General features: G+C 65.2%; 3 protein-coding genes. All 3 read left to right on the top strand.

Annotated elements, in window-relative coordinates; genetic code table 11:
* The first annotated feature begins 112 nt into the window (after positions 1–112).
* The 3 genes from ACP690_RS17990 to ACP690_RS17980 are packed head-to-tail and all read left to right on the top strand — an operon-like array spanning position 113 to position 3,780.
* Complete coding sequence (locus tag ACP690_RS17990; protein ID WP_426261892.1) at positions 113–1,522, top strand: ISNCY family transposase; 1,410 nt, start codon at positions 113–115, stop codon at positions 1,520–1,522.
* Positions 1,523–1,548: 26 nt separating this feature from the next.
* Positions 1,549–3,396, top strand: a complete 1,848-nt coding sequence (locus ACP690_RS17985) for a PAS domain-containing protein (RefSeq protein ID WP_426261891.1) — start codon at positions 1,549–1,551, stop codon at positions 3,394–3,396.
* Between the two features lie 3 nt (positions 3,397–3,399).
* On the top strand, positions 3,400–3,780 hold the full coding sequence (locus ACP690_RS17980) for a response regulator (protein WP_064312072.1): 381 nt from the start codon (positions 3,400–3,402) through the stop codon (positions 3,778–3,780).
* Positions 3,781–3,983 lie beyond the last annotated feature (203 nt).

Raw genomic sequence — 3,983 nt, 5'->3', positions numbered from 1 at the left:
TTGTAGACGCAACGTACAAATGGCACACTCCCGCTATTTAGAAAAGGCACAGCCGTTCTGCAGCGGGCCTCCGGTGCCATAACCATCCTCGGACATCGAGGATGTGTGAGCGATGACGGTGCTGACGATGAGTGCTGCCGAAGTGAGCCGGTTCGATACGCTGAAGCGGCTCGACCGCGGTGAGATCCGGCCGGTCGATGCCATGGCGCTGCTGGGCCTGCAGCGCAGTCAGCTGTACCGCCTGCTCAAGCGCCTCCGACGAGATGGCGCTGCCGGCCTCGTGTCCCGCAAGCGCGGGCGGCCGAGCAACAGGCGGTTCAGCGACGCTTTCCGCGACCATGTCGTTGGTATCGTGCGTGAGCGCTATGCTGACTTCGGTCCGACGCTGGCATGTGAGTACCTGGCCGAGCAGCACGGCATCACGCTATCGCGCGAGACGCTGCGGCAGATGCTGATGGCGGCCGGCGTGTGGAAGGCCAAGGTCGCGAAGCGCGCCCGGCTTCACCAATCGCGCTACCGGCGCGAGTGCCGCGGTGAGCTGGTGCAGGTCGACGGGTCGGATCATGACTGGTTCGAGAGCCGCGGTCCGCGTTGCACGTTGCTGGTCTATATCGACGATGCCACCAGCGAGCTCATGCACCTGGAGATGGCCGAGAGCGAGAGCGCCTTCTCCTACATGCGCGCGACCCGCAGCTACCTCGAGCGGCACGGCAAGCCGGTGGCCTTCTATTCGGACAAGCACAGCGTCTTCAGGAACAACAACGCGACCGCCGACAGCGACGGCATGACGCATCTCGGCCGAGCGCTCGACAGGCTCGATGTCGAGATCATCTGCGCCAACTCGCCGCAGGCCAAGGGTCGGGTGGAGCGTGCCAACGGCACGCTGCAGGACCGGCTGGTCAAGGCGATGAGGCTTGCGGGTATCTCGTCCATCGACGAAGCCAACGCCTTCCTCCCCTCCTATATCGCCCGGCACAATGCCCGCTTCGCCTGTGCGCCAGCGGACCCGCGCGATGTCCACCGCCCGCTGGCCGCGCATGAGAATGTCGAGGCGGAGATGGTGTGGCGCGAGGAACGGACCGTCACCGCTTCCTTGGCGCTGCACTTTAATAAGGCGATGTTCATTCTTGAGCCGACGCCCCTCGCCCGCTCGCTGGCGCGCAAGCGCGTGCATGTGTGCGAGTACCCGGACGGCCGCATCGAGATCCGCCACGGCGAGCGCGTGCTGCCCTACCGAGTGTTCGACAAGATGCGGCGCGTGAACCAAGCCGCCATTGTCGATAACAAGCACTTGGGTGCCGCCCTCGCTATGGCTCAGGCCATCCAGGCAGCCACACCGCATCATGCCAAGCGCAACAACAGCGAGCCAGCGCGGAGCTCGGGTTCAGTCGGTGTATTCACCCGCCCCGCCCCTGTAGGCGAAGTCGACCGGCGTCGGCTGTGTACGCCGAAGCTGAAGCGGGGCCCTCGCCTCTCCAACGAGGAACTCGTGGCACGCGGCCTTGGCGAGTACGTCCGTTAGCGCTCACCTAATGCACTATTAGCACTATGGTGTTGCCACGCTGTTCCTCGCTCCTGATTTGCGCTAGATATTCGATTGCAGGGGCCTTCCCCCACGCCGGGGAAACCATGACCGCTTCAACCGCCTTGTTGAATCGCTTGCGCGACATAACCGTCGCCAGACCGCGCCCGAAGCCGATCCGCTACGGGGCGGCTGTTCTTGCCGTGTCGGTGGTGGCCCTTGTGCAAGCGGCGATGCTCGGATCGTCCGCGCCCTGGTTCCTCTACACGCCGGCAGTCGTCCTGCTGACGCTGTTCCTTGGCCGCGGTCCCGGCATCCTGGCGACGATCCTGTCGGCGATCGGCGCGGGCCTGGTGGTGATGAGGGCTGACGAACCGCTGCTGCTCACCCCCGTTCATTGGGGCGCATCGGTCATCTTCGTTCTGACGACGCTGGGACTGGTGACGCTGGTGGAGGCGTTGCGCACCGCTTTGCTCGATGCCGATCGGCTCCGTGAGGAACGCGAACGAGCGCTGGTCGTCACGGCCGAACGTGAGGCATTCCTGTCCGGCGTGCTGGGCAGCTCAACCGACTGCATCAAGGTGCTCGATCTCGACGGCAAGCTGACCTTCATGAGCGAGGGCGGAAAGCGCGTCATGGAAATCAGCGACTTCAACGCCGTGGCCGGTTGTCCGTGGCCCGACTTCTGGCAGGATGCCGGCAACGCAGAGGCAAAGGCGGCGGTCGAAGCAGCGCGGAAGGGCGAGGCCCGCAGCTTTATCGGCAAGGCCGACACTTACCGGGGCACGCCCAAATGGTGGCATGTCGCGGTCAGCCCGATCGCCGGGCCGGAAGGGCGTCCTGACCGCATCCTGTCCGTGTCGCGCGACATCACCGAGCTGCGCGCCAGCGAGGAGGAGCGCGAGAGGTTCGTGCGTCTGGCCGAGAACAGCGCCGATTTTGTCGGCATGGCCCGCACCGATGGCAGCGTGTTCTACATGAACGATGCCGCCAAGCGGCTCGTCGGCTTGGAGGGTGCCGACATTACCAGGCTTACCATCGCCGACTTCTTCCCACCCGAGCAGGTCGAGACGGTCGCGCGTGAGGTGCTGCCGGCCGTGGACCGCGACGGGCAATGGGTCGGCGAACTCGACTTCCGGCATTTCCGCACCGGCGAGCTGATCCCGGTCCTCTACTCCGTCTTTCCGGTCACCGACGCGACCGGCGCGCTGATCGGGTACGGCACCGTCACCCGCGACTTCCGCGAACGCCGGCGCGCCGAGGACGACATGCGGCTGATGAACGGCGAGCTGGCGCACCGCCTCAAGAACGTGCTGGCTGTCGTCCAGTCGGTCGCGGCGCAGACGCTGCGCGGCGTACCCGAGGCGGAAGCGGCGAGCCGTAACCTGTCCGCCCGTCTGGTGGCGCTGGGCGCGGCGACCGACGTGCTGACCGGCACCTCGTGGCGCTCGGCCGATCTGCGCGAACTGGCGACACGCGCGCTGTCTCCGCATGGTCGCATCGGCGAACGCATTCTGCTGTCCGGCCCGGCCGTGACGTTGAGACCTGAGCTGACGGTTGCCTTCGCGCTCGCCCTCCATGAACTCGCGACCAACGCCGCCAAGTATGGCGCGCTATCGAACGACATTGGCACGGTGACGCTGGCATGGTCGGTGGACGGGGATGGCGACGATGGGGTGCTGGCAGTGTCTTGGCGCGAGCAGGGCGGTCCGCCCGTCACACCGCCGGAGCGCAAGGGCTTCGGTTCGGTGCTGATCGAGCGCTCGCTGCGCTCCTATTTCAGCGGTAAAGCTGCAACCGACTACCGGCCGGATGGGTTGGTGTTTGAACTCGAAGCGCGGTTGAAGGACGCCGCGATCACGACCGGGAACTGAAACGTGGGCCAAAGTACGCCGATCGGCAGCAAGACGATCCTGATCGTCGAAGATGAAGCCTTGGTACGATTCGACCTCGTAGACTTCTTCTCAGATGCAGGCTGGCGGGTTTTCGACGCGGAGAACGCCGACGCGGCCATCGCCATTCTCGACCTCCACAAGGAAGTTCGGGTTGTCCTGACCGACGTGCAGATGCCAGGATCCATGGATGGGGTGAAGCTAGCGCACTACGTACGGGAGCGCTTCCCCCCCACCGTGTTGTTCGTCGTCTCCGGCAATGTGCCGATCCGAGATGACGAACTGCCGGAACGCACGACATTCTTGCCAAAGCCATTCGATCCGCATCGGCTGTTGCGTCAGATCGAAGCGGCACAAGTGGGGTAAAGCTTACCCGGCACGTTAGTGGCCAGATAGGCTGACCGAGCCCGCTGCTGGCGCAGCGGGTCCGAGGGCGCAAGAGCCGCGATGACGACGCCCCAGCGGGGGCAGCGCTGCGCTGCTTGGGGGGCTACACGCTGCCCCCGCTGCCACGAGGCGGTGTCATTTCTATTTGGCGGGGAATGTGTCTTTTCTAACTGGCGGCAACA

This window comes from Sphingomonas sp. DC4900, from assembly GCF_049896485.1.
GTDB lineage: Bacteria > Pseudomonadota > Alphaproteobacteria > Sphingomonadales > Sphingomonadaceae > Sphingomonas > Sphingomonas aquatilis.
Note: the sequence above shows the minus strand (reverse complement) of the source record. Positions and strands in the feature narration are given on the sequence as shown.